The following is a 23,766-nucleotide window of genomic DNA, read 5'->3' as shown; positions in this document are numbered from 1 at the left end:
TGCCTGACTCATACGGCTCTCACTGGCCCTGCCCGATGCCTGCGCGCCGGGGTTCGCTGCCGCCTGCCCACATGATCGTTATTTTCGGGTCAGAGTGGTAGGGCGCCCGGGGCTCGAACCCGGAACCTACGGATTAAAAGTCCGCAGCTCTGCCAATTGAGCTAACGCCCCTCGCAAGATGCAGGGTACAGAGAGTACCGCCCCCAGCGCGACGTCAGGCACCTCACCTGTACGCCGACAGCCCGGTCAGCGCCTCTCCCAGCACCAGCGTATGGATCTCCTCTGTCCCCTCGTACGTCAGCACGCTCTCCAGGTTCGTCATGTGCCTGATCACCGGATACTCCAGGGTGATCCCGTTTCCGCCCAGGATCGAGCGGGCCTGCCGGGCGATGTCCAGCGCGGCTCGCACGTTGGAGAGCTTGCCGAAGCTGATCTGCCGGGGCGTGAGTTCCCCCGCGTCCTTCAGGGCTCCCAAGTGGAAAGCGGTCAGCGACGACTGTGCCAGCCCGACGTACATCCACGCAAGCTTCTCCTGCGTCAGCTGGAATCCGCCGATGGGCCGGTCGAACTGGACGCGCGTCTGGGAGTAGGAGATCGCCGACTCCAGGCAGGCGCGGGCGGCGCCGACGACGCCCCAGAGGATGCCGAAGCGGGCCTCTGACAGGCAGGAGAGCGGTCCGCGCAGCCCGACGACCTCGGGCAGTACGGCGGAGCCCGGCAGGCGTACGTCGTCGAAGTACAGCGAGGAGGTCACCGACGCCCTGAGCGACATCTTCTTGTGGATTTCGGGGGCGGAGAATCCGGGCGTGTCGGTCGGGACGACGAAGCCGCGGATGCCGTCGTCGGTCTGGGCCCAGACGACGGCGACGTCCGCGATCGAGCCGTTGGTGATCCACATCTTGGAGCCGTTCAGGATCCAGTCGGATCCCTCGCGCTTGGCGTTGGTGCGCATGGACGAGGGGTCGGAGCCGTGGTCGGGTTCGGTGAGGCCGAAGCACCCGATGGCCGACCCTGAGGCCATCAGGGGCAGCCACTGCTCCTTCTGCTCGTCCGACCCGTACTTCCAGATGGGGAACATGGCCAGGGAGCCCTGGACCGACACGAAGGAGCGCAAGCCCGAATCGCCCGCTTCGAGCTCGCGGCAGGCCACGCCGTACGAGGTCGCGTCGGTGCCGGCGCAGCCGTACCCCTCGAGGTGCATGCCGAGCAGCCCGAGCTCGCCGAGGGCGGGCGCGAGTTCGCGGGCAGGGAAGGTCGCCTCCTCGAACCAGTCGCCGACGTACGGCAGGACGCGGTCGGCGACGAACGACCGGACCGTGTCCCTGATCAGTTTCTGGTCGCCGGTGAGCCTGTCGTCCACCCTCAGCAAGTCGTCCATACCCCAGGGTTCTACCAGGGGCAATCCCGATGTGGAAAGACCGCCCTCGGGGGCAGTCTTGAGGCATGAGCGAATCGAACATCAAGCAGCTGCGCAGGACCCGCCGGGGCAGGATCATCGCGGGCGTGTGCTCCGGCATCGGAGAGTACATCGGCATCGACGCGAACCTGGTCAGGATCGGCCTGGCGATCGCGTCGCTGTTCGGCGGCGTCGGCATCGGCGTCTACGCGATCGGCTGGCTGCTCATGCCCGAGGAGGGCAAGGACAGCTCGATCGTCCAGGACCTGATCAACAACAACAAGTCCAGGAACACCTGGCAGCAGGAGACCCCCGACTACAGCCCCGCCGGTGACTGGAAGCACCAGGAGCCCACGGTTCCCGGTGACCAGAAGCCGCAGGCGTGACCATGCGGGCGGGCTCAGGCGGCGGCCTGGGCGCGCACCCTGGCGACGACGTCGCCGCGAGACTCGGTCCACATCATGGCCAGCACGGCCGCGACCGTCACCCCGCTGACCCCGGCGAGGGCGACGACCGGCTCGGGACCGAGTCTCTCGGCGGCGAGCCCGCCGATCAGGATGCCGATGCCCTGCGCGGCCATCAGCCCTGACTGCACGAGCCCGAACGCCTGGCCGCGCCGTTCGGCTGGGACGCACTGGACGAAGGCGGCATTGGCCGCGAGCTGGTAGGCGCCTCCGATCCCGGACAGAACCCACAGCGCGAGCACGATCGCCAGCGAAGGCCGCATCGCGCACACGATCAGCGGCGCGCACGTGAGCATCGACAGCCACCCCATGGCGCGCAGCCGTCCCGACGGCGAGACGAACCTGCTGAAAAGGAACGCCCCCAGCACCGTGCCCGTCGGCATCGCCGCCATCAGCAGCCCGGTGATCACCGGCACCGGCAGCGTCGTGCCCTTCGCCAACTCGACCGCGTACGGCACCGCGATGCCCTCGGGCAGCACGTAGAACCCGCACAACCAGGCGAACATGACGAGCGTGCGCAGCTTCCTGTCGCCGAAGACGAGCACGGCGCCGGCGCGCGTCATGTGCCACATCGACGGTTTCGATCCATCCGTACGGCCGGCGGCGGGCCTGCGCCGTACCCCCGAGACGAGGATCAGCGCGGAGGCGAGGAACGTGGCCGCGTCGAGCGCCAGCGCCCGATAGGGCCCGAGGAAGGCGATCATGGCGCCGCCGGCGGCGAAGCCGAGCATCTGGACGGCCTGGTTGGTCATGTTCTGCAGCGCGGAGCCCACGACGTAGCGGTCGCCCGCGAGCACCTCGGCCAGCAGCGCCGCCCTGGCCGCCGAGAACGGCGCGCTGAGCAGTACGACGAAGAACACCAGCACGCACAGCGCGGCGAACGGCATGCCGGGGACGGCCATGACGGCCACCAGCAACGCGCGGACGAGGTCGCACACGATCATGACGCGGCGGCGGGCGAAGCGGTCGGCCAGGCCCGCCAGCAGCGGCCCGCCGACGATCGACGGCAGGTACGTCAGCGCGTAGACGGCCGCCGTGGCCATGGCCGACTGGGTTCTGTTGAACACGAGCACGGCCAGCGCCACCTGCGCGAGCTGGTCACCGAGCAACGAAAGGCCCTGGCCGTACCAGAGCGCGCGAAACTCACGTATGGCGAAGACCTCGCCATACGTGGCCTGACGTTCTGAGGCACGCCGGTGCCTCCCCGGAAGCCTCGCCCCCATCGGTCCCCGCCGAACCTGACTCAGAGTGCTCGCGATGTCACCTAAGGTGCCGGTAGAGCGGCTGGTACGCAACCGAAAGCAGCCAAGCTCTTGCAAACTGTAACCGTCAGCCGGTGATTACCAACCGAGTTGGTGGAGTCGGTCGTCATCGATCCCGAAATGGTGCGCGATCTCGTGGACGACCGTGATCTGCACTTCTTTCACGACCTGCTCTTCGGTGTCGCACATCTCGCAGATCGGGTTGCGGTAGATCTCGATCCGGTCGGGCAGAACGGCCGAATACCAGTCGCCGCGCTCGGTGAGGGGGACGCCGGTGTACAGCCCGAGCAGATCAGGCTCCGGCGGGTCGTCGACGACCACCACCACGACGTTGTCCATCACGCGAGCCAGCTCGGGAGGGATCGTGTCCAATGCTTCGGCCACGAGTTCCTCGAACTTCTCCCGGGAGACCTCCATCACGGTTGCCATTCTGCCCCGTCCGTCGGGTAGGCAAGAAGGCGTATGAACGTCATCAGAACAGTCATACGGTCGCGGGCCGCAAGGGTCGCGGCGGTGCTCCTCGTGGCCGCGGTCGGCGCATGGCTCGGCATCATCCTCAGCGGGACCGTCCGCGCGCAGGTCGGGCCGGTCGAGGCGGGCATGTCGCTCAGGCCCGCGTGGACCGGCGAGACGGTGGTCGACGCCCACCCGCTCGGGACGCTCAGGTTCCGCAGCCACGACGCCCCGCTGCGCCTGCGCATCACGCTCGAGAACATCGACCAGGACAAGGCCAAGGCCCTCATCGACGACCCGAAGCTCGCCACACGGCTGCCCGAGATCATCGAGTACGACCTGCGCAACGGTATCCAGACGCTGGTGATCCGCTCGCTCCTGTGTGCCGCCGCGGGCGCGCTCATCGCCGGATTCGTCGTCTTCCGCAGGCCCAAGGTCGCCCTCTACAGCCTGCTGGCGGCCGCCGTCGCCCTGGCGGGCACCGGCGTCGTCGCCTACGCCACCTTCCGCCCGAGCTCCCTCGTCGAACCCCGCTACTCGGGGCTGATCGCCGCCGCGCCGTCGCTCGTCGGCAGCGCGCAGTCGATCGTGACCAAGTTCGAGTCGTACCGCCAGCAGCTCACCAAACTCGTCACGAACGTCTCGAAGCTGTACGACACGGTCTCCGCCCTGCCCACCTACGACCCCGCCCCGGCCTCCATCAAGATCCTTCACGTCTCCGACATCCACATCAACCCGATCGCGTGGAACGTCGTCCGCTCGCTCAAGGATCAGTTCATGGTCGACGCCATCGTGGACACGGGCGACATCTCCGACCACGGCACCAAGGCGGAGAACGCCTTCATGGAGGAGATCGGCAAGCTCGGCGTGCCGTACGTCTTCGTCAGGGGCAACCACGACTCCAAGGTCACCGAGCGCGCGGTCGCCGCGCAGAAGAACGCCATCGTCCTCGACGACAGGTCCGCCACCGTGGCAGGGCTGCGCATCTACGGCCTCGGCGACCCCCGCTTCACCCCCGACAAGTCGGTGCCGGCCAACAACGATCCCGCCCACATGCGCGAGTTCGGCCGCGAGCATGCCGTACGGCTGCCGCGGCCCTCACCCATCGACCTCGTCGCCGTCCACGACCCCGACGCGGCCAGGGGCTTCTCCGGAGCCGCCCCCATGGTGCTGGCCGGCCACTCCCACCGCCGATCGACCACGCTCCTGCCGACCGGCACCCGCGTCCTCGTCCAGGGCTCCACCGGCGGCGCCGGCCTGCGCGCCCTCGAACACGCCGAGCCGACACCCGTCCAGGCTTCCGTTCTGTACTTCGACAGAGCCACAAAACGGCTCCAGGCCTGGGACGACATCACGCTCGGCGGCCTCGGAGAGCAGTCGGTGCACATCCAGCGTCACGTCGAGCCTGACCCTCGACGTATGATTTCCCCAGCGCCAACGACGGCCCCGTCGCCAACGGGAACCGTCAGCGGAGCCTCCGATGGATAACCACTTTGGCACTACGGGCAATCGTCCCCTATGCTTCAGAGGTCTCCAACGGAAGACGTCAGGAACGGGACGAAAGTCCCGAGCCCCCATCGTCTAGCGGCCTAGGACACCGCCCTTTCAAGGCGGCGGCACGGGTTCGAATCCCGTTGGGGGCACGGCGACACCAGGCAGACGGCAGGTCGAAGGCCTCCGAAAGACTGGTAAGCTAAGCGAGGCGGTCCGGCCGGAAGGCCGGAACGAAGCAAGGTCCTGTAGAGCAGTTTGGAGTGCTCGCCACCCTGTCAAGGTGGAGGTCGCGGGTTCAAGTCCCGTCAGGACCGCTCTGGGTCAGGTAGCTCAGTTGGTACGAGCGTCCGCCTGAAAAGCGGAAGGTCGGCAGTTCGACCCTGCCCCTGACCACCATTCCTGAGCTGCAAAGAAGCCCCGAAGCGATCATCGCTCCGGGGCGTTTTTGTGTCACATCGCAAGCACGTTTCGTGGGCTTAGCTTGACGTTTAACCTCTGAGCTGCGCATTTGCCGCGATCGGCAGCAGGGGTGATTAATCCGCCATAGCGGATTGTGTCTTCCGAGATACGGCGTGTCGCCGTGAATCGAGTCAGCCACCGTCTCCATCTTCAAGGTGTCAACCCAAGGAAGAGGAGGCGGTGGCTGTGCCATCCATGCTGGCACGCGCAGCGCGGGGCGTCCCGGATTCGGGTGAGGACGGCCAGATGCTGGAGGCGTGGACGGAGCTGGCCGATTTCCGGCAGGAGGTCTTCGCCTGCCTGACCGCCCGGCGAGATGAGCTGTTCGAGCTGGTCGAGGCGGTGTTATGCGCCGACGGCCCGGTCCGCACGATGGTCGGGCTGGCGTTGGCACCCGAACATCGCCGCGGCCACGGCGCCCTGTACGACGCGATCAACCACGGCCAGATCGAGATCGCCCGGCTGCGGCGGGCCCTGGCCACGGTGCCACTGCCTCGCGCGGCGGGCGGGCGGATCGTGCTGGCCGCCGACGTGACGCCCTGGCTGCGTCCGGACGCGCCGACCAGTCCCGAGCGGCTGTTCTGCCATGTCTACGGCGCCGCAAGGGCGACCATCAGATGATCCCCGGCTGGCCATACTCGATCATCGCCGCGCTGGAGACCGGCCGCACCTCCTGGACCGCTGTGCTGGACGCGATCCGGCTGCGCCCTGACGACGACGAGGCGGCCGTCACCGCAACCCAGGTCCGTGACCTGGTCACCCGCCTGATCGAAGCGGGCCAGTGGCGGATGGGCGACCCGGACATCCTCATCGTGCTCGACGCCGGCTACGACACCGCCCGCCTGGCCTTCCTGCTGGCCGACCTGCCGGTGGAAGTGCTGGGCCGACTGCGCTCCGACCGGGTGCTGAGCCGCCCGGCGCCCTCCCGCGAAGAGTTCCTGCTGGCCAGCCCAGCCGGTGGCCGGCCGCCCAAACACGGGGCCGAGTTCCGGATGAAGGACGAGAGCACCTGGGGCGCATCCACCCACACCACGGCCACCGACACCAGCCGGTACGGGAAAGCCGTCGCCTCCTGCTGGGACCGACTGCACCACCGGATCACCCGCCGCGCTGCCTGGCTCGACCACGACGGCGCGCTCCCCGTCATCGACGGCACGCTCATCCGGCTCCAGGTCGAGCAGTTGCCCGGCGAACGCGACCCCAAGCCGGTATGGCTGTGGACCTCGGCCACCGGCATCACGGCGGCCCATCTGGACCGGCTCTGGCAGGCGTTCCTCCGCAGATTCGACCTTGAGCACACGTTCCGGATGTGGAAACAGACCCTGGGCTGGACCGCCCCGAAGATCCGCGACCCACAGGCCGCCGACCGCTGGACCTGGCTGATCATCACGGCCTACACCCAGCTCCGGCTCGCCTGGACGCTTGCATCTGACCTGCGCCGCCCGTGGGAACGTCCTACTTCATCCGAACGGCTGACCCCCGCCCGCGTCCGGCGAGGGTTTCGACACCTCCGCCCACGCCTGCCTCTGCCCGCCAGAGCGCCGAAACTCAGCACGCCCGGCCCCGGCAGACCCCCGGGCTCCAAGAATCGCGCACCCGCCCGTCACCACGACGTGGGTAAGACCACCAAACGCGCCGAAACGCTCACCGAGCACCGGAACCGCAAGGGTTAAACGTCAAGCTTAGTGCGTGTGAACAAACTGATCGCGGGTGTGCCTAACCCTTACGAGGAGGGACTGTACGGTTTACTGGACAGACCCTACGAGGAGGCCGCACTTGATCTTGATGGTGGGGTGAGATCTCGTCGTTTGCGATGAGCCAATTGCGTCAGATTGGCTCTTGGGGCTAGTTCTGCGATGGGCCAAGATGGCCACCATGGAGATGATCGTTCACAACCCGGTTGAGGGTATCTACGCCGCCACCGATGACTTCGTGCACGCGATTGAGGTGCGGAATCCGTCTCGGTTTCTGTTCATCGCGGGAACCATGGGCTTGGATTGCGATGGCGTCCCGGGAGCGACGCTCGAAGAACAGCTCGAGCTCATCTGGACGAATCTTCGGGCGATTCTCGCAGAGGCGGGGATGAGCGTGGACAACATCGTGAGGCTTACGAGTTACCTACGTGATCCCTCCTATGCCGAGGCAAATGCCAAGGCTAGGGTGGCTGCCCTGCGCGGACGGCAGGTGCCCACGACGGCGATCGTTGCGCAGACGCTCGCCAGCGATTGGTTGGTGGAGATCGAGGTGGTGGCGGCGGGCTAAGAGGCCGCGTTGACGACCCCCTCCTGAATTTCGGAGAGGGCCGCCTCTTGGTCGGGCCTATCGAAGTGTGTCGCCCCGCTTCGCGATAACTTTGCGCTTCTCGTCGGGGGCGGGGCGTGAGCGTAGATACTCTGATCGAGCGCTGACAGGGCCGCGTCCTTCGCGGGGTCGAGCTAGGCCTCGTGCAGCCAGACGCCGCACAGTTCCCAGCCTCGCTGCGGCGACCCAGGCCGGGCGTCCCGAGTCTCTGGGCGGCGACGAGTTCCCGCTGTACCGCCGTCCAGCCGAGATCATGGTGACCAAGGAGGTTGGCGGACACGCGTGCCATGTGGCAAGCGCGCAGGCGGGTCAGCCAGCGCCCGATAGGCCGCCTGGGGAGATCAGCCCGGTTTCGTAGGCCAACACGACGGCCTGGACACGGTCGCGGAGGCCGAGTTTGGACAGGATGCGGGCGACGTGGGTTTTCACCGTCGTCGCGCTGAGAGTCAGCCGATCGGCCAGTTCGGCGTTGCTCAGGCCGGTGGCGAGCAGGCGTAGCACCTCCAGTTCTCGTGGCGTCAGTTCGGACAGATCGCGGTGGAGGTCGGCCTTCGCCTCGTCGCGGGGCGCGAAACGCTCGATGAGGCGGCGGGTGATGGTCGGCGCGAGCAGGGCGTCGCCGGAGCGCACCAGACGTACCGCGGCCACCAGGTGCTCGGGGCTGACGTCTTTGAGCAGGAAGCCGCTGGCGCCGGCGGTGAGGGCGGCGTAGACGTAGTGGTCGAGATCGTAAGTGGTCAGGATGATGACGCGGGTCTCGTTCGTTCTACCGCTCATGATCTGGCGGGTGGCTTCGATGCCGTCCATCCGCGGCATCCGGATGTCCATGAGCACGACGTCCGGCCTGGTGCTCCGCACGGCGGCGACCGCTTCGGCTCCGTCGGCCGCCTCCGCCGCCACCTCGATGCCGTCGGCGGCGAGGATCATCCGAAACCCGGTACGGACCAGCGCCTGGTCGTCGGCAATGACCGCGCGCAGCGGCCCGCTCATGCGGCGGTCCACGGAATGCGGGCCGTGATCCGATACCCGCCTCCGGTTCTGGGTCCGGCGACCAGGATTCCGCCGTAGACGGCCAGCCGTTCACGTAGCCCGATCAGCCCGCGGCCGTTGCCGGCTCGCGGCTGGGGGCCCGGCGTGCCGCCGGTGTCGGTGACCTCGATTTCCAGCCAGTCGCCGCTGTGGCCGATCGTGACGGACGCTGCCGCGCCGACCGCGTGCTTCATTGTGTTGGTCAGAGCCTCCTGCACGACGCGGTAGACAGTGAGCCCGACCCCGTCGGACAGAGGGCTCGGCGGCGAGAGCGCGACGTCCACCGACACCCCCGCGGCGCGTACCCGCTCGATGAGGCCGTCGAGTTGGTCGAGTCCGGGTTGCGGTTCGAGCCCGTCGCCCCAGCTGTCCACGTGCCCGCTTTCCGGTCCGGCAAGCAGGCCCATGACGTTGCGCAGTTCGGCCATGGCGGCTCGACCGCTGCTTTCGATCGCGAGCAGTGCCTGCTTGGACAGTTCCGGCTCGGCGTCCACCACTTTGCGCGCCGCGCCCGCCTGGATCACCATCACGCTCACATTGTGGGTCACCACATCGTGGAGTTCGGCGGCGATCCGGGAACGCTCGGCCTCGACTGCCTTTCGCATGGCGTCCTCCTGGGCCTGCTGAAGTTCGGTGAGCCGATCCCGGCTCCGCCGCAAGAACCGGATGACGCTCGCGCAGACCGCGGCGCTCAGCAGGACGACGTAAGGCCCCAGCCAACTGGGGAGACTGGGGAGGCTGGATGCGACATCCCGGTACACGGCACCGGCGAGCACGGCCGCGAGCAGGAGGCTGGCCACCGCGGGCACTCGGTTGCGGCTGTGGGCGATGGCATTGTAGCCGGCGATCGCGCAGGTCACCACGGTGATCCACGTCTCACCGCCGTTCGTGGCCAGCGCCGCGGACACCACCACCCAGAAGGTGGTGAGGGGATACCTGCGCCGGGCGGCCAGCGGCAAGGCGGTCAGCGCCACCAGGAGCACGGGCGGCTCGTACTCCTTGGAGACGGCGCCATGAGGCGGGTTGCTCCGCGCAGGAACGGGCGGCCGGACGCCGATGCTCGCGTCCGGTAACACCGGAGGCGATGGAACCGCCGGGGGAGATGGAACCGCCGGGGGAGATGGAACCACCGGAGAAGGCCGCAGTCGCAGCAATTCGCTCAGAGGGCGCGACTGCACGTCGACGCGATGGACTGGGCCCTGGAGTCCCCCCGCCGCCATCAGCGCGATGACGGTCAGGAAGATCGCGAGCAGCGCGTCGGCGGCGAGAGCCCTGTGAGACGGATGGGCGGTTCGCGGTTCCGGCCGCAATATGTCCTGCACGTACTGCCGCCAAAGCCGTCGTTCGTCTGCCACCGGCACATTGTCGCGTTCGCGTGACCCGCCGCACATCGTCTTCAGTGACCACGGCGGTGTCCGTTGGGAGTACATCGCAGGGATGACACCGCGGGCGGGTCGTTCCCCAGAGGTATCCGATATGGGTACGACGACCGACGCGCGTGGACATCGGCCGCTTTTAGCCTCGTCCCTGCCATCAGGCCGCCGCGGGACTTCCCGCCTAAGCGACCGTTTCGATCGGAAGGACGGACACGTTCATGGGTCATGTGACAGAGCCGGTGGACACGGGCAGGCGGTACGGCGGCGCGGGTGCCCCGACGCACACCGCCGGGGGAGGGACGGCCGCCAACAAGCGGGGCATATTCCGGAGCGCAAGGGGCCGGATCCTGCGCGGCGGTGTGGTCGCCGCCGGGCTGCTCTCCTTCGTGGCGACCCCGTCGGCCGCGTCCGCGGAGTCCGGGGCTGCCTCGTCCGCTTCCGCGCCTGCCTCGGTCGGCCTTTCGCCGACAGTGAGCAGCAAGCTCTACCTGCCCAAGCCGACCGGTTCGCATCCGATCGGCACCACGTCCCTGTACCTGAAAGACACCTCCCGCTCCGACCCCTGGGTCCCTTCGGTGAAAGCCCGGGAGCTCATGGTCTCCCTGTGGTACCCGGCCAAGTCGCCGGGCCGTAAGCGGGCCATGTACATGACACCCAAGGAATCCGAGCTCCTTCTGAAGAGCGGGGAGATCACCAGCGTGCCGGCCGACACGCTGAGCAAGACACGGACCAACGCCTTCACCGACGCCAACCCAGCAGGTCGCAGGCACGGTCTACCCCTCGTCGTGCTCTCCCCAGGCCACACCAAGCCCCGGACCGAACTTACGGCGCTGGCCGAGGATCTGGCTAGTCGAGGCTACGTGGTGGCCGCGATCGACCACACCTACGAGAACGTCGCCACCACCTTCCCCGACGGACGGGTGGCCACCTGCGTCACATGCGAGATCAAGAAGAATCCGGCGTGGTGGGAGAAGCTGGCGAAGAGCCGGGCGGCCGACGTCTCCTTCGTGCTCGACCAGCTGACCGGGTCGCACTCGAAATGGAAGGGCGCCCGCCTGATCGACACATCCAGGATCGCTATGGCCGGCCACTCCGCCGGAGGAGCGAGCACTATCGCTGCCATGCTCAAGGACTCCCGGATACGCGCCGGCATCGACATCGACGGCACCACAGAGGTCCGGATCCCAGACAGCGGACTGGCACGGCCGTTCCTGTTCCTGGGCAAGCCGGCCACCTACACCCCGGGGAAGGGAGATGCGGCCGCCACCTGGGAGCGCGACTGGAAGCAGCTGAACGGCTGGAAGCGCTGGCTCCTGGTGACCGGGGCGGAGCACACGTCCTTCACCGACCTCGGCGTGCTGGTCGACCAGCTCGGCATCGACGACGGCGCCGACATACCCGGTGTCCGCGCCATGGACATCACCCGCAGGTACGTCGCGGCCTTCTTCGACCTGCACCTGCGCAAGAAATCCCAACCCCTGCTGGACAAGTCATCGACCCGCTACCCCGAGGTCAAGCACTGCTCGGTCGAGACGAAAACCTGCCAGTAGGACGTTGTCCGGTGCGGGCCCGGGCCGAAGAGACGGCGGATCGCCCGCCGCGTCGCACCTGGGCTCAATCCGCTTTGACGGACATCTAAGATCAGGGGTTCGTCCTCGGAAGGATGTCCATCTTGGAGAGCATGGGAAGAAGAGACATCCTCGCCGCTTGTTGCGTCCAGTGACGTGGTGTACGGCAGTTGCATGCAACACCACCACCACTTTTGAGCTGCAAAGAAGCACGCGGGGAGGCAGTTGTCAGACGTCGATGGAGAGGCGGACCATCACCGTGTCGCCTAGCTCAAGCCCTTCGGTCTTACGCACCCCCGCCTTCACCGGCACGATGTACCGTCCGTTCTTCGGGAACAGCGACGTCTTCCACCTGGTTCCCTCAATCTGGGCTGTGACCGGAATCATGCCCCAGCCGTAGGTCACGAGCGCGGAAGTCGCTTCCAGCTCACCGCACTCCTCTTCCGGAACGGTGATGAAGTGCCATGGTGCGGGGCCTTTCCAGAACCACATTTCGCCGCTGAAAGCCAGGTTCATCAGATCAGGATAGGCGCCAAAACGGTTTCAGCAGGCGCGCTCAGGTGGCTCGCGGCCGATAACCGCCGCCTTCAGATTTTCAAGGCCATGCTCTCGGTCCAGAGCTCAGCGAACAAACCCGTCAGTGGCCGACGAAACGGCGTCCTTGGGTGCCGGGATGGCGAGGACACGGTCTCGAAGGACCGGGAGTTCCGCCCGGATCGCCGCAACCACGTTCATGTCGATCTCCGCGGTGAGGATTTCCTCGTCCGTTCCTGCCTCGGCGAGCACCGTGCCCCATGGATCGACCACCAGGCTGCCGCCCGCCTGCTCCATGCCGCCGTGGCTGCCCGCGGCGCAGCACGCCAGCACGACGGCCTGCTCCTCGACCGCGCGGGCGCGCACAAGGATCCGCCACTGCTCACGGCGCTGGGCCGGCCACGCGGCGGGCACGACCAGGATCTCCGTCCCGGCGTCTACCAGTGCGCGGAACAGTTCGGGGAAGCGCAGGTCGTAGCAGGTGGCGAAGCCGAGTTTCCCGAGGTCGGTGCCGATCGTCACGATCTCCCGCCCGGCGGCCATCAGGACGGCCTCGCCGGTGTCGAACCCGTAGCGGTGGATCTTGCGGTACGTACGGCGTAGGCGCACCCGACGGGTCGAAGATCAGCGCGGTGTTGTAGAGCGAACCGTTGTCGTCGCGCTCCACCACGGTCCCGGCGTGCAGCCACACGGCCGCGGACCTGGATGCTGCCGACATGGCGCGCGTCGTCGGCCCGTCGACGGGCTCGGCGCCTGCCTGCCAGTCGTCGTAGGCCCAGGCGCCGGTTGTCCAGAGTTCGGGCAGTACTACGAGGTCGTCGCCGGCCCGGCTGCGGACGAGGGCGGCGGCCCGTGCTCGGCGCTCGTCGGCGGATTCGGTGTCCGAGACCACGAGCTGGATCAGAGAGACACGCACGTGTGGCCCCTTTCGTCGGTCGTCCTACCGAATCGAGGGGATGGTGCCATTCTCGCAGCCCGTCTGCCGAGCCGTACCGCCGCCCTGATCGAGGGGGCCGGTCATCGCGCGCCCATCGAACAACCGCAGGCGCGGTCAGGCGGTGTGGCGCCGCCTGACGAATCGGGCGACCATCAGTGCCGCGCCGAGCAGGGCGCCTGCCCAGACGAGAGCTTGCGCCCACACCGTCGTCGAGGTCGCCGTCAGGCCCGGGGCGGGCGGCAGTACGACCATCTGCACGGCGGCGCCCACGGGTACGGTCAGCCCCGCGAGCAGCCCGATCATCCCCGGGTGGCGGATGGCGGCGCCCACCGCGCCCAGCACCGAGCCGAAGACCACGCTGGCGCCCCACCACAGCACCGTCTCCGGCCAGAACCAGGACAGTGGCTCATCCCGGAGGAGAGCGTCCATGGCGTAATAGGCGGCGGTGGCCGCCATCAGCGCTGCCACTCCGGCCACGCCTGCTCCGACGAGTCCGCCGACCAGCCAGCCCACGCCGACCGCGAGCGCCGCCCAGGCCCAGCCGCTGTCCACGAGCAGGCTGAGAACCTGGGCCGCGCCGCCCCACACGGTGCCGTCGAGCGGCGCGCCCAACGGGGAGTACGGCGAGGACAACGCGTTGACCAGCGAGGTTCCCGCCCCGAAGGCGACGCCGAGCAAGACCGCACCCACTATGCGATTCATGCAGGGAGGCTGGCGTGGGGTGACCATGCGAGCATCCGAGCCGCCCGCGTGATGAGGCGCGTCCTGGTCCACCGCGCCATCACGCCGCGGCGTTCCAGCTCCAGGACGACGAGGAGGGCGAGGACGGGCACGAAGCTGCCGATGGCCGCGCCTCCGACGAGGGCGAGGTACGGCGCGGCCGAGCGGGCCAGCCGCCGGAGCACAGGCGCGGGCCGCCCGGTCGCCGCGTGGCAGACTGCGACGTGTACGGCCGCGCGGCCCGGTGTGGCGCCGTCCCCGCGTGCCGCAGGGAAGAGGACGAAGATGACCAGCCCGGTCATCGCGTACGACAAGCCGGGCAGGATGTCCCTCAGCAGGGCATCGTCGGGCATCGGGCCACCCGTGACGAGCCGGTAGCCCTGGACGAAAAGCAGCCCGAACACCGGCGAGGCGAAGAACCACACCACGCCGTCGAGCAGCATGGCGAGCGCCAGTCGACTGGCGGTGGGCGCCGCGAGGTCCGGGCGGGGCGCCGGCCACGGACCCGGCAGCAGCCGGGCGGCCGGGCCCGCCAGCGCCCAGCCGAGTCCCGCGCCGGCCGTATTGATGATCAGGTCGTCCAGGTCGAACAGCCGGTACGCGCAGGGGTAGAGCCCCCACAGCCCGGTGAGCTGGGTCAACTCGATCGCCAGCGAACCGGCGAGGGAGATCATCAGGGTGCGCGCGACGCCGAGCCGCTGCCGGTAGCGCAAGAAGAAGCCGAGCGGCACGAACAGGGCGACGTTGAACACGATCTGCAACATCGACCTGCTGTACAGCGCGGCGGGCAGGCCTCGTCCGGCGTTCTCTCTGATCACGTCGTGGATGCTCGACAGCGGCTGCCAGCGCGGCGTCGCGAGGCTCTGCCGTACGGCGCAGAAGGTAGGCGTCACCTCGGGCAACGGAAACAGGGTGAAGGCGACCACTCCGCAGGCGTACAGGACGAGCACCGCCGTGACGAACCCCGACCACCGTCCGATGTGCCCGAAGCGGCCGTACTGGCGGGACACGAAGGGCAGCAACAGCAGCGCGATGGCCAGCGGGGCGAGCAGCAGGGCGATTTTCGCCTGGGTCAGGTAGATCTCCACAAGCCGCGAAGTCTAACCAAAGAGGACATAGTGCCATTAACGGGACGTCTTGCCGACCCGCCGGCGACTCAGCACCGCCGCGATGGGCAGGGCCGCGGCCAGTCCGCTCAGCAGGACAGCCGCGAGCGCTCCCAGGATGGCCGGCTCGTTGCCGAAGGCGAGGCCGACGGCGGCCAGTGCAGGCCCGGCGTTGCGCACAGCCGTGACTCCGCCCATGGTGGTGCGGCGTTCCCGCGGCCCCGTGGCCAGGACCGTGCCGAGAGCGAAGGCGACGATGGCGAAGACGAATCCCGCCAGCAGGCTGAGAGAGCCGATCAGCGCGACGACGTCACGCCAGTTGCCGACGAGCATGCCCGCCAGCACGACGAGGAACGTCACGTTCGACACGGTGGCGGCCACGGGATGCCACGACCGTGCGGTGGACGCCGCGTAGTGGCGCACGGTCAGTCCGACGGCGAACGGCACGAGCTGAAGGACCGCCACGGTCAGCATCAGGGTCGCGACGTCGAGGGAAACCCCGCCCCCCACGTCCGCGGCGTTGAGGAGGATGTTCGCCGTTGGACCGAAGGTGATGCTGCCGATGGCGGCCAGCAGGACCTGCATCGCCGCACCCGCGACCACGTCGCCGTTCTGCACCATGGCGAGTTTCGCGCCGAACGGCCCGCCGGGTGAGGACGCGATCAGGAGCAGCGCGATGAACGCTGCCGCGGGCAGGCCGAACAGCGCGGCGATGCCCCAGCCGAGGAGCGGGATGGCCACCAGGTTGGCCAGGAGCACCAGCAGGAGCAGCGGAAGGTTCGCGAAGACGGCGCGCAGGGCCGGCAGCGTCGCGCCGAGGCCGGCGGCGAACATGGTGGCCGCTATGAAGATGACGGTGACGGCGTTGAACAGCAGCTGCAGCGTGTCCATGTGGGTCCCCGGTCGTCGTGCCAGAGCAAGTGCTCAGTCGGTGAGGTCGCCGAGCCAGCGCAGTGCCGTCAGTCCTGGCATGAAGCAGTACTCGCCGCCGCGCGTGACGACGAACTGCGGCAGCGAGAACAGGCGTCGCCGTACGGGACGCCGGGGAATGGTGTATTCGCCGGTGCCGTCGCTGGAGCCGACGACGGGGTCTCTGGCGTCGCCCGCGCCGAAGAAGACGCCGTCGTTCATCCACTCGGACTGCACGAACTCGAACTGCCGCCCCAGGTGCGCCCCGACGAAGGCGAACATCAGCCCGCGGTCGGCCCCGTCGTCCTCCAGAACGCCTTCGGGCAGCGGCGGGCCGTACACAGTGCCGCGTCTGATCATTCGGTGCAGCCTCGGCACGCCGGCCACGGCCGCGTCCCTGGGGTTGCCCCGGCGGATGTGGCTGCCGCCGGGAGTGATGAATCCCGCCGGGTCGTCCTGCTGATAGAGGAAGCTGTTGCGGTACGGCTCGGCGTCGAGGCCGGGATCGTCGTGCGATGGGCTGAGGGCCAGGGGTGCGCCGCTGCGCCAGCGTCCCATGATCTTCGCCGCCAGCAGTTCCTCGTCCTCGGGGCCGGTGGCATTGTCCTTCAGGTACCGCCGGAACAGGGCGACGCGCTGGTGGAGCTTGCGGAAGACCACGTAGGCGCCGTTGCGTCCGAGCACCTCGGGCTGAAGGGTCTGGACGCCGCCGAGCTCGTCAGGGTAGCCGAGCACGAATTCGCCGGCTTTGAGCGGCACCTCCAGCTTGTTGGATCCGGCGATGCCGCTGCCCTCGACGGCTGGATGGCTGATGCCGTCGCGGTAGCCGAAGGGTTCGGTCTCGGTCGGCAGCGCGTGGCAGTTCTGGCGCCAGATCGCCGTCACGCCGGACAGGGCGGCGTAGGCCGGTCGGGCCTGGTCGAGGGCGGCTTCCAGTCGCGCGCTGTCAGGCGCGAGCGCCACCAGCACTACGTGGACGTCAGACGTGCCGAGCGGGGGTTCCCAGTTCGCAGGGCTGCTCTCGCCGACGTCGCCCAGCACGTTGGCCCGTGCGGCCATGCCCTGCCGGAACTCCCAGGCGAAGGTGTCCAGCGATTCCTGGGGAATCCCGAGCGCCTTGAGACCGTGGTAGGTAACCGCGACGCTGACCCACGTCTCACCCATCGGGCTCACCGTGTCGGCGGCCGAGGTCACCACGGCGCCGACGCGCCGCATCAGCTCCCGCCCATGGTCGCGGTCGTCGACGCGGAGCAGGATGTAGGTCGCCGCGTACGGCGACGGCCGTGGACTGAGGACCCCGCGCTGGATGTCGTCGAGTTGGAGCACGACCTCGCCTCCCTACCGCGCTACTTCGCTGAGACGATGTTGTTCCAGAAGACGCGCAGGCTTTCGTCGACGCCGAACAGCGAGCTGAAGATCGTGGTGTCGGCGAAGATCACGTCACCGGCCCGGTCGCCGCCGGGCGGCATCCACAGGAACATGTTGAACTCGGTGTTCCCGGCCTCGGTGAACGGGTGCGGTCGGGACATGTCGATCGGCTGCCTGCCCAGCACATGGATGACGTTGGGATCGTCGGTGGTCACGGCGTAGTGGGGAAGGTGCATGTGGAAGTTGAAGCTGGACACGCCTTCCAGCCACCCCTTGGCGTCCAGGTCCCTGGTGATGGACAGCGGGGCGCTCTTGTTGCCGTCCGTCACCGCGGGACGGAGCCCGTAGCGGTTCTCGACGGGAACTCCCAGACCTGCCATCAGTGATCGGGTGTACCTGCCGAAGCGTTGCTGGCGGGGCACCAGCGCGTCGCCGTGGTGGTAGTACTCGATGTCGCGCACCGCCATGTCGTCCGACGCGCCGACGTCGTGGTGCGGTCCCAGGGCCAGGCAGGTTCCTTCGCGGGTGAGGAAGTCGCGCACCGCCTCGATCTCGCCGGGCGTGGCGTCCTGTCCGGTGATCATGTGGTCCAGTCCCCACACGAACACGGTGTCGGTGTCGGAAAGCACGCGCTCGTCCAGCGGGGTGTGGAAGCCGGCCTGGTCGACGCGTTGATAGACGGGCACGGGGTGGCCGGTGGTCTCCTGGACGTACTGCTGGAAAGGCAGCCAGCCCCAGAAGAACAGCTCCAGCCCTCCCGCGATGCCTTGCTGGAAGCGCAGGGGATCCGACCATTTCGGGTCTTCGTAGGCCGGCCAGGTCACCCGGCGCACCTCGGTCATCGTGGAGAACCGGTTGTCGAGCTCGGCCGGGTTCCTGCCCGCCTCGGCCGGGAAACTCCATGCGACGTAGATGCTCAACCGTCGCCGGCCGGGCGTGTACTGGCGCGGCACATGGTTCTGGTTGTAGGTGCGCGCCGTTCTGAACTCGCTCATCTCGTCTCCGGAGGTCACTGCATCTGGTCGAGCATCTCCGACAGGGCGCTCTTGATCCGCAGAGCTTTCTTGATCTCATCCGCGGTGACGTACGGATACTCGCCGTACTCGATGAAGCTCGGGCACTGATGCTCGCGGACGAACCTGATGAACGCCTCGGGGTTGGTCTTCCAGTCGGCGGGGAAGCCTTCGAGGTTCTCGAAGACCGTACTCACGCCTGCCTTGGTGAACAGGGCGATGGCGTCCTCGGTGTACTTGTCGAAGTCGGTGTCGAAGATCCCCTGGTACATGAAGCGGGTGTCGTCGTCGAAGAGCACCCAGCGCAGATAGTGCAGCTTGAGCGGCGCGAGGAGATGCGGATCTGTTTCCAGCGCCTCGGCGAGCGTGTAGCCGTAGTCGCGGATGGCGTCGGCTCGGCCGGGTTTGACCTTCGCGATGACGGTGAACCCGTAACACGCCGGGGTCCGCGGGTAGACGGGGCCGTACTTCCCCTGCTCCAGCTGGTCGGTCTCCTTGGGGATGACGACTGCCTGCGGCCTGATCTCCATGGCCGTCCCTCTCCATCGTCGTGCTCATGGGGGGAGATCGAAGCGGCCTGACTGCGGCAATTGTCCCATATTGTCGCCCTAAGGGGCAGGTTCGTACGAGGTGTCCAGGCCCAGCTTGCGGGTGGCGACGTAGGCGGCGCGACCCACGATGGCGGCGTAGGTGGGGAAGGAGAGGGGAACCCGCGCGAGGTCCTGGACCCGCAGGTGCGCTGCCATCGCCACAGCGGCCACCTGGGTGGTCTCCACGGCACGCTCGCCCACGACATGGCAGCCGAGGATCCGGTGGCTGGTCCGGTCGACGATGAGTTTGCAGAATCCGGTGGTTCGACCGTCGATGATGGGGCGTGCGGCGGCATCGAGGCGTACGGTTGCCACGATCACGTCATGTTCCCGACGGGCCTTCGTCTCGGTCAGCCCCACCTGGGCGTACTCAGGGTCGGTGAAGCTGCCGATCGGACTGACCTGGTCCCACAGGGGGAGGCTCGGACCCCGCACCGCGTTCGTCGCCGCCACGAACCCCGACTGAGCCGCCTGCGGAGCCAGCATGAGCCGGCCGGTGACGTCGCCCGCGGCGAAGATGTGGGGGACGGAGGTCCGCTGGTAGGCGTCGACGCGCACGAAGCCGCGTTCGTCGGTCTCGACTCCCGCCGCCGCGAGGTTGAGCCCCGTGGTGTCAGCGGACCAGCCGATGGCCACGATGGCCAGGGCCGCTTCGGCGCTGTCGGGTGTGCCGTTCCGGGAGAAACGCATGCGTACGCCATCAGGCGTCTTCTCGAAGGACGTGACGGTGTCGACGTTCTCCCGAACCACCATGCCGTGCTCGCGGAAAGCCTCGGCCACGGCCGCGGAGACGTCGTCGTCCTCCGACGGGAGGATCCGCGGCCCCGTTTCGAAGAGCTGGACACGTGACCCGAAGGCGGTGAAGACCGAGGCCACCTGCACTCCCGTCGCGCCACCGCCGATCACCAGCATGGACGGTGGGACCTCGCGCAACGTCCAGGCATCGCTGTGGGTGTGGGTGAGCTCGGCGCCCGGGACCGCGAGCGGCCGGCTGACGCCTCCGGTGCACAAGATGATCTTATCGCCGTGGAATCGCAGCTCGCGGCTGGTCTCGACCGTGTGCGGATCGACGAAACGGGCCGTGCCGGCGTGTTCGTGGACCGCCACTCCCAGACCGTCGATGCGACTGCGCAGCTCCGAATGCGTCCGAATGTCGTGGACGACCTCGCGTACCCGGTCGAGAAGCCGCGGGTAGTCCAGGCGGAACGCGTCCGCGGCTATGCCGTACCGGTCGAGTTGGCGGGCCTCCCGCAACAACCGGGCAGCGTGGGCGAGGGTGCGAACCGGCACAGGGCCGTCGTTGGCCGCCATCCCGCCGAACTCGTCGCGGGTCACCAGAGCGGTACGGGCGCCCAGGTCCGCGGCGCGATGAGCGGCGAAGGCGCCTGCCGGTCCTGCGCCGATGATAAGGACATCGGTCATATCCGGTCCTGTGGTCGAGCCGGAACGAAGGTGGCTTCGTCCACTGTAAGCGCTCGCGCGCCTCACCTGTCGCGTCTGCGCAGCTTTCCCGTCGCCAGGTCGAGGGAGTAGACGCGTTCGCTCTCGTACCCGCGGACCAGAAAGGCCCCCTGCTTCGACCAGCCCAGGCCGACCTCAAGGAAGTCGTCCCCGGGAAACGTCGGAGTGACGCTGGACACGCGCTTGCCGTTCTTCAAGTCGAAGGTTTCGACCCGCGTCTCCCGGCCTCGGATGACCACGAGGCGCCTTCCGTCCGGCCGTAGATGGTAGGTGTCGTCGGCAGCGTCCTTGGGGAGGCGCATCCGCGTTTTTCCGAGGTGGTCGAGGACGAGCATCTCGGTTGCCGTCGTGACCACGATCCCACCCTTGTTGAGGTCATGGAGCTGTTGGGCGCCGGGAATCGACACCGTGGCCCAGGTCTTGGTGTCGGTGATCTGCACGCCGTTCTGGTGGAGGGCGACATATCTGCTCTGTCCGGCGAAGATGGGCGTGGGCACGGCCGTGTCGGCCAGTCGGCCGGTGAGGTGGTGGACGCCTCGGGCGTCCTGATACACCATACGGCGATCGTGTCTGTCCAGGTAGACGACGGCCCTCTTGTCGGGGCTGCGCACGAACGGCGCCTGCCGGGGTGCTCCGCCTTTCGTGAAGATGTACGGCGCGGCTGCCGCACGAGCCCCAGCCGATTCGCTTCACCTACCGAACCTGGATGGGCTCAGGAACAGCGGAAGTGACGTGGGACTCATGGCGACTGACAGGATCCGGCGAAGATGTCCCTGTCGCCTGGCAGCGTGCTCTCGCCGGCAAGGTTTGCGATGAGGCGGTGAGCGGGGAATGGTCCTGACAGGTAGCCCATCTGTGGGCACCGGCAAACCGGTCGCGAAAATCGCCACCGGTTTTGTTTTCGCCTTCGGCGCCCTGCGTTTCAACGGCTTCGACCTGCTGCTCGACCCCGTCGGATGGGGGTTGTGCGCATCCGGGCTGTCGCAGCTGCAGCGGTCCGCTGACGACCCCTTCGGCCGGGCCAGGATCGCTGCCGTGGCCATGGCCTGCATGTCGCTCGTCACCATGATCGCGTCGGACTCTCAGGCGATCGGCATCGCCAACACGGTCGGGGCCCTGATCGCCGTCTGGCTGGTCGTGGACGCCATCATCCGACGGATCCGTCCCAGCGGAGAGATCGCCAGGGCCGCGCTCCTCGACGTGCTGCGCTGGGCCGTGGTCGGCTTGGGAGTGCTGGGCCTGCTGGCCGGGTACGGCTACGCCGACCTGGGTCCGGTCACGCTCGTCGCCTGGTTCGCGAGCCTGGTGACCCTGGTCGTCGTGCTCTACCGTTCGGCTCGCCTGCCGTCCCTTTCTCCACAGTGGGAGCCCGTGACGAGTTAGGCGTTCGGCCAGATGAGGAGCGAGCGGACCGTCTGCCAGCATTCGATGTCCGCCGCGTTGAGGAGCCCTGTTCTTTCGTCTGTGGGGCGATACGGCACTGCGTCCAGATGATGAGCCACGCCTCCGGCTTCGGTGAGCAGGAGAACTCCCGGAGCGTGGTCCCAGGGGAGGAGGCGGTGAAAGAGGATGAAGTCGAGTGTCCCCTCGACGAGCCAGGGGTAGTCAATGCCGGAGCATTTGGCGCCGGATTCGAGCGTGCCGAACATCGGCGTGACTTTCCGAACATGGGCTTGCGCGGCAGGGCTCAGGAACCGTGTCAGAGCCGCGCCACGCAGTTCCGCGGGATCAGCGGGGGCCGCTTTCCGATGAACCCGCTCCCCGTCACGCCACGCTCCCGCACCTCGCTCGGCGACGTAGGCACGATCATGGGCGGGTTGGAGGATCCACGAGGCCACGGTCGTCCCCTCGCGCAGGAGCGCCACCATGACGGCGAAGTCGGGGCTTCCCGCGACGAAATTGGCCGTTCCGTCCAGCGGATCCACGAGCCATGCCGCCGGTGCCTCACGCAGGGCGCCGACAAGGTGCGGGGCAGCCGCTACGGCCTCCTCGCCGACCACAGGGATGTCCAGCAGATCTCGCAGCCGCCGAGTGATCAGCTCTTCGGCCTGTCGATCAACGATCGTCACCAGCTCGCCGGGAGCCTTTTCGGAGACCTCCCCCGAGGCCAGCTTCCGGTAGCGGGGCAGGACGACGGTCTGCGCTGCTTCCCGGAGTACGGCGGTGACCTCATCGAGCTGCATGTGACGCAACCATAGTGGCGGGGGAGCCCGCTACTCCGGGATCTCCACGTAGCCCTCTGATCCGTTGACTCTGATGAGCTGGCCGTCGCGGATGCGGGTCGTGGCGTGTTCGACGCCGACCACGGTGCCGCGCTCCACCACCGCCCGGTAGGCCTCGGTGGTGACGCAGAACCCGTCGGGCACCCGTACCCCGTCGATCGAGGACAGCTCGCCGAGGTTGGCCTCCTTCCCGCCGACCACGGCGAGCCGGGTCCTGTCGATCTCGTGGAAACCGAGCACGTAGGCGCTCATGGCTGACTCCCTTCCGTCTAGATGCTGCCTGATCAGGCCTTCGACAGGCGGGTCACCAGGAGGTGACAGCCGGTCGGGACAACGGAAGCGGGGCCCGCATCAGGATGCGAGCCCCGCTCAGAACCTTCCGTCAACCCCTAGGGCCAGGGAACCTCCCCGGTGGCGCGGAAGCGCTTGTACTCCGCCTTGGTGAGCGGCTTGATCTCGGTCTGCTCCCTTGGCGCCTTGCGCCGACTCCGCTCGCGCTTGGTGGTGGCTTCGGCCTTCTTCCCGCCGCGCCTGGAGTCCGCCCGATTCAGCCTTACGTCGGCGCGGTCGCCCCTGGCTCCCGTCCCGTCCCACTTGCGCAGCATGCGGGCGATCTCCACCCGCGCACGCTTACGGTGGTCCGCTGCGGCCTCGTCGCGCCAGGGGCGCTCGGCCTTGGCCTGGTCGGGCCGGGCGGCGTTAGCCTCGGCCTGGTCGTCCTGGGCCTGGTCGTCCTGGGCCTCAGTGGCCTCGGGCTGGTCACCCTGGGCCTCGACGGCCTCGGCGGCCTCGGGCTGGTCGTGCCGTACCTCGGTGGCCTCGGCCGCGTCAGCCGTCGGCGTGTCGGTCTCGGCCGCGTGCTCCGAGGCCTCGTCCTCGTCCTCCGTCAGCTCGTCGATCTCGTCGTCGTCCACCGTCGTGACGGTCGCGGTCTCGGGCAGGAGCATCTCACGCCTGGGCTGGACGTGAGAGAGCCGGTGCCGTTCCGGCCGGTTCCGGTCATCGTTCCTGGCCCGGTGCGCCTTGTGCCCCTGCTGCTTGTGCCCCCGCTGCTTGTGCCGCTCAGCCTTGGACTGCTCGGCCCTGGACTGCTCGGCCCTGGAC

23 protein-coding genes, 4 tRNA genes and 2 pseudogenes are annotated in these 23,766 nt (G+C 68.1%); 9 read left to right on the top strand and 20 right to left on the bottom strand.

Going from position 1 to position 23,766, the window contains the following annotated elements; genetic code table 11:
* Window positions 1-95 precede the first annotated feature (95 nt).
* Window positions 96-171: transfer RNA gene (locus tag ACFXJ8_RS42360), tRNA-Lys, on the bottom strand.
* A gap of 52 nt (window positions 172-223) precedes the next feature.
* The gene (locus ACFXJ8_RS42355; RefSeq protein ID WP_379650980.1) at window positions 224-1,378 is read right to left on the bottom strand and encodes an acyl-CoA dehydrogenase family protein; all 1,155 of its coding nucleotides are present in this window, start codon (window positions 1,376-1,378) and stop codon (window positions 224-226) included.
* 65 nt (window positions 1,379-1,443) lie between these two features.
* Here ACFXJ8_RS42355 and ACFXJ8_RS42350 point away from each other — a divergent pair, with 65 nt between their 5' ends.
* On the top strand, window positions 1,444-1,782 hold the full coding sequence (locus ACFXJ8_RS42350) for a PspC domain-containing protein (protein ID WP_379650978.1): 339 nt from the start codon (window positions 1,444-1,446) through the stop codon (window positions 1,780-1,782).
* A 14-nt stretch (window positions 1,783-1,796) separates the two neighbouring features.
* On the opposite strand, the gene ACFXJ8_RS42345 is transcribed toward ACFXJ8_RS42350, so the two are convergent.
* Together ACFXJ8_RS42345 and ACFXJ8_RS42340 are read right to left on the bottom strand one after the other, a co-directional pair.
* Window positions 1,797-3,083: an MFS transporter gene (locus tag ACFXJ8_RS42345; protein WP_379650976.1), complete on the bottom strand. Its 1,287-nt coding sequence runs from the start codon at window positions 3,081-3,083 to the stop codon at window positions 1,797-1,799.
* 117 nt (window positions 3,084-3,200) lie between these two features.
* Window positions 3,201-3,551 carry a metallopeptidase family protein gene (locus ACFXJ8_RS42340; RefSeq protein ID WP_379650974.1) on the bottom strand — a complete coding sequence of 117 codons (351 nt, stop codon included), beginning with the start codon at window positions 3,549-3,551 and terminating at the stop codon, window positions 3,201-3,203.
* 84 nt (window positions 3,552-3,635) lie between these two features.
* Between ACFXJ8_RS42340 and ACFXJ8_RS42335 the strand changes: the two genes are divergently transcribed.
* From ACFXJ8_RS42335 to ACFXJ8_RS42310, 6 genes and pseudogenes are all read left to right on the top strand, one after another.
* On the top strand, window positions 3,636-5,063 hold the full coding sequence (locus ACFXJ8_RS42335) for a metallophosphoesterase (RefSeq protein ID WP_379650973.1): 1,428 nt from the start codon (window positions 3,636-3,638) through the stop codon (window positions 5,061-5,063).
* Window positions 5,064-5,145: 82 nt separating this feature from the next.
* Window positions 5,146-5,218 (top strand) — tRNA-Glu (locus ACFXJ8_RS42330).
* A gap of 90 nt (window positions 5,219-5,308) precedes the next feature.
* A tRNA-Asp gene (locus ACFXJ8_RS42325) sits at window positions 5,309-5,383 on the top strand.
* 5 nt (window positions 5,384-5,388) lie between these two features.
* A tRNA-Phe gene (locus ACFXJ8_RS42320) sits at window positions 5,389-5,465 on the top strand.
* Between the two features lie 258 nt (window positions 5,466-5,723).
* Window positions 5,724-7,201 (top strand): annotated as a pseudogene (locus ACFXJ8_RS42315) (NF041680 family putative transposase).
* Window positions 7,202-7,403: 202 nt separating this feature from the next.
* Window positions 7,404-7,790, top strand: coding sequence for a RidA family protein (locus ACFXJ8_RS42310; RefSeq protein WP_379650971.1), 387 nt, complete (start codon window positions 7,404-7,406; stop codon window positions 7,788-7,790).
* A gap of 348 nt (window positions 7,791-8,138) precedes the next feature.
* Here the strand turns inward: ACFXJ8_RS42310 and ACFXJ8_RS42305 are convergent, their stop codons facing one another.
* Together ACFXJ8_RS42305 and ACFXJ8_RS42300 are read right to left on the bottom strand one after the other, a co-directional pair.
* Entirely contained in the window at window positions 8,139-8,819 is a 681-nt protein-coding gene (locus ACFXJ8_RS42305) for a response regulator (RefSeq protein ID WP_379650969.1), read from the bottom strand.
* Window positions 8,816-9,841, bottom strand: coding sequence for a sensor histidine kinase (locus tag ACFXJ8_RS42300; protein WP_379650967.1), 1,026 nt, complete (start codon window positions 9,839-9,841; stop codon window positions 8,816-8,818). Before ACFXJ8_RS42300 ends, ACFXJ8_RS42305 begins: the two co-directional genes overlap by 4 nt.
* A gap of 611 nt (window positions 9,842-10,452) precedes the next feature.
* On the opposite strand from ACFXJ8_RS42300, the gene ACFXJ8_RS42295 reads away from it, so the two are divergent.
* Window positions 10,453-11,784: an alpha/beta hydrolase family protein gene (locus tag ACFXJ8_RS42295; protein ID WP_379650966.1), complete on the top strand. Its 1,332-nt coding sequence runs from the start codon at window positions 10,453-10,455 to the stop codon at window positions 11,782-11,784.
* Window positions 11,785-12,030: 246 nt separating this feature from the next.
* Here ACFXJ8_RS42295 and ACFXJ8_RS42290 read toward each other — a convergent pair whose 3' ends face one another.
* From ACFXJ8_RS42290 to ACFXJ8_RS42240, 11 genes and pseudogenes are all read right to left on the bottom strand, one after another.
* On the bottom strand, window positions 12,031-12,318 hold the full coding sequence (locus ACFXJ8_RS42290; RefSeq protein WP_379650964.1) for a DUF1905 domain-containing protein: 288 nt from the start codon (window positions 12,316-12,318) through the stop codon (window positions 12,031-12,033).
* A gap of 105 nt (window positions 12,319-12,423) precedes the next feature.
* Window positions 12,424-12,945, bottom strand: coding sequence for a nitrilase-related carbon-nitrogen hydrolase (locus ACFXJ8_RS42285; RefSeq protein WP_379650962.1), 522 nt, complete (start codon window positions 12,943-12,945; stop codon window positions 12,424-12,426).
* A 55-nt stretch (window positions 12,946-13,000) separates the two neighbouring features.
* A pseudogene (locus ACFXJ8_RS42280) lies at window positions 13,001-13,228 on the bottom strand (nitrilase-related carbon-nitrogen hydrolase); the annotation flags it as partial.
* A 159-nt stretch (window positions 13,229-13,387) separates the two neighbouring features.
* Window positions 13,388-13,975: a hypothetical protein gene (locus tag ACFXJ8_RS42275; protein ID WP_379650961.1), complete on the bottom strand. Its 588-nt coding sequence runs from the start codon at window positions 13,973-13,975 to the stop codon at window positions 13,388-13,390.
* Window positions 13,972-15,081 carry a VanZ family protein gene (locus ACFXJ8_RS42270; protein WP_379650959.1) on the bottom strand — a complete coding sequence of 370 codons (1,110 nt, stop codon included), beginning with the start codon at window positions 15,079-15,081 and terminating at the stop codon, window positions 13,972-13,974. The genes ACFXJ8_RS42275 and ACFXJ8_RS42270 overlap by 4 nt, the downstream gene beginning before the upstream one ends.
* 36 nt (window positions 15,082-15,117) lie before the next feature.
* Complete coding sequence (locus ACFXJ8_RS42265) at window positions 15,118-15,990, bottom strand: bile acid:sodium symporter family protein (RefSeq protein ID WP_379650958.1); 873 nt, start codon at window positions 15,988-15,990, stop codon at window positions 15,118-15,120.
* A 33-nt stretch (window positions 15,991-16,023) separates the two neighbouring features.
* Window positions 16,024-17,334: a Dyp-type peroxidase gene (locus ACFXJ8_RS42260; RefSeq protein WP_379650957.1), complete on the bottom strand. Its 1,311-nt coding sequence runs from the start codon at window positions 17,332-17,334 to the stop codon at window positions 16,024-16,026.
* Between the two features lie 20 nt (window positions 17,335-17,354).
* Window positions 17,355-18,371 (bottom strand): hypothetical protein, encoded by a 1,017-nt coding sequence (locus ACFXJ8_RS42255; protein WP_379650955.1) that lies wholly within the window; start codon window positions 18,369-18,371, stop codon window positions 17,355-17,357.
* A 14-nt stretch (window positions 18,372-18,385) separates the two neighbouring features.
* Window positions 18,386-18,919, bottom strand: coding sequence for a hypothetical protein (locus tag ACFXJ8_RS42250; protein ID WP_379650953.1), 534 nt, complete (start codon window positions 18,917-18,919; stop codon window positions 18,386-18,388).
* Between the two features lie 78 nt (window positions 18,920-18,997).
* Window positions 18,998-20,401 carry a dihydrolipoyl dehydrogenase family protein gene (locus ACFXJ8_RS42245; protein WP_379650951.1) on the bottom strand — a complete coding sequence of 468 codons (1,404 nt, stop codon included), beginning with the start codon at window positions 20,399-20,401 and terminating at the stop codon, window positions 18,998-19,000.
* Window positions 20,402-20,463: 62 nt separating this feature from the next.
* Entirely contained in the window at window positions 20,464-20,997 is a 534-nt protein-coding gene (locus tag ACFXJ8_RS42240; RefSeq protein ID WP_379650949.1) for a hypothetical protein, read from the bottom strand.
* Between the two features lie 298 nt (window positions 20,998-21,295).
* On the opposite strand from ACFXJ8_RS42240, the gene ACFXJ8_RS42235 reads away from it, so the two are divergent.
* A complete protein-coding gene (locus ACFXJ8_RS42235; RefSeq protein WP_379650947.1) occupies window positions 21,296-21,823 on the top strand; it encodes a hypothetical protein in 528 nt (175 codons plus the stop codon).
* Here ACFXJ8_RS42235 and ACFXJ8_RS42230 read toward each other — a convergent pair.
* The 3 genes from ACFXJ8_RS42230 to ACFXJ8_RS42220 form a co-directional block, all read right to left on the bottom strand.
* A complete protein-coding gene (locus ACFXJ8_RS42230) occupies window positions 21,820-22,623 on the bottom strand; it encodes an inositol monophosphatase family protein (RefSeq protein WP_379650945.1) in 804 nt (267 codons plus the stop codon). The two genes, ACFXJ8_RS42235 and ACFXJ8_RS42230, sit on opposite strands and share 4 nt — an antisense overlap.
* A 30-nt stretch (window positions 22,624-22,653) precedes the next feature.
* Entirely contained in the window at window positions 22,654-22,914 is a 261-nt protein-coding gene (locus tag ACFXJ8_RS42225) for a PEP/pyruvate-binding domain-containing protein (protein ID WP_379650943.1), read from the bottom strand.
* Window positions 22,915-23,051: 137 nt separating this feature from the next.
* Window positions 23,052-23,766: hypothetical protein (locus ACFXJ8_RS42220; RefSeq protein WP_379650941.1), on the bottom strand; the 715-nt coding region annotated here is incomplete at its 5' end.

Source organism: Nonomuraea sp. NPDC059194 (genome assembly GCF_042754765.1).
Lineage (GTDB): Bacteria > Actinomycetota > Actinomycetes > Streptosporangiales > Streptosporangiaceae > Nonomuraea.
This window is presented reverse-complemented; position numbering and strand designations above follow the sequence as displayed.